This window comes from Emticicia sp. (assembly GCF_049241225.1).
GTDB lineage: Bacteria > Bacteroidota > Bacteroidia > Cytophagales > Spirosomataceae > Emticicia.
Genome location: NZ_JBMLRC010000112.1, coordinates 1 through 1,458, shown reverse-complemented (window position 1 = coordinate 1,458; position 1,458 = coordinate 1). Strand labels below are relative to the sequence as shown.

Here is a 1,458-nt window from a genome sequence, read left to right as displayed (position 1 = left end):
ATTTTCATGTTGGGCGAGGTTCGGGAGCAAACTCAATAGTGGCGTATTGCATCGGTATCACTGATGTCAATCCCATAGAGTTAGATTTGTATTTTGAACGTTTCATCAATCCGTTCCGCACTTCTCCACCTGATTTTGATATTGATTTTAGTTGGGACGAAAGAGATGAAATCATCGACTATGTTTTCAAGCGATACGGAAAAGAGTACGTTTGTTTGTTGGCAACTTACAATACCTTTCAAGACCGTTCGGCGGTTCGGGAGCTGGCCAAGGTTTTTGGTTTACCCAAATCAGAAATTGATGATATGATTAAATATCCTGAAAAAGCAAGTCAGAATGAATACACGAAGTACATTTTTCAATACGCTCCACTTTTAGAAGATTTCCCAAACAGTTTGTCGATTCATGCTGGAGGAATTTTGATTTCTGAAGAACCACTATCTAATTACACTGCCTTGCAACCGATGCCCAAAGGTTTCCCGATTTGCCAATTTGATATGTACGTGGCCGAAGATATTGGCTTTGCCAAGTTTGATGTTCTTTCTCAACGTGGACTCGGACACATCAAAACGGCGGTCGATATTGTGAAGGAAAACCGAGGTATCGATATTGATATTCATGCCATTCAGAAATTTAAGGATGATGAAAATATCAGAAGACAATTGCAAAACCACGAAACAATGGGGTGTTTTTACGTTGAATCACCTGCCATGCGTTCGTTGATTTGGAAACTTAGGTGTGATAATTACATTACTTTGGTGGCTGCCAGTTCGATTATTCGCCCAGGTGTTTCTTCAAGTGGGATGATGAAAGAATACATTGTTCGTTATCATAACCCGCACCAAGTGAGTTACTTACACCCGAAAATGCAGGAACTATTATCCGATACTTTTGGCGTAATGGTTTATCAAGAAGATGTTTTGAAAGTGGCTCATGGCTTTGCGAACTTAACACTGGCCGAAGCTGATATTTTGCGAAGAGCCATGTCGGGAAAGTTTAGGTCAAGAATCGAGTTTCAAAGAATAACTGATAAGTGGTTTAATAACTGCAAAGAATTAGGCTATTCGGAAGAACTGGCCAAAGAAGTGTGGCGACAGATTGAAAGTTTTTCGGGGTATAGTTTCAGTAAAGCCCATTCTGCAAGTTTTGCCGTGGAAAGCTACCAAAGCTTGTATTTGAAAACATATTTTCCTTTGGAATTTATGGTGGCAGTTATCAATAACTTCGGTGGATTCTACTCAACGGAGTTTTATATTCACGAAGCTCGGAGATACGGTGCAATCATTGAAGCACCCGAAATCAACGAAAGTGAATATTTAACCAGAATCGAAGGAAATGTTATTTGGTTGGGCTGGATTCATATCAAATCACTCGAAAGCAAACTCGTAGAAAGTTTTTTACAGGAAAGAAATTTCGGATACTTTACATCATTTTCAAATTTCGTCAGTAGAATAAGTA

1 pseudogene is annotated in these 1,458 nt (G+C 39.2%); it reads left to right on the top strand.

Annotated elements, in window-relative coordinates:
* Nucleotides 1–1,458: pseudogene (locus ACOVO2_RS06950) on the top strand (DNA polymerase III subunit alpha); the annotation flags it as partial.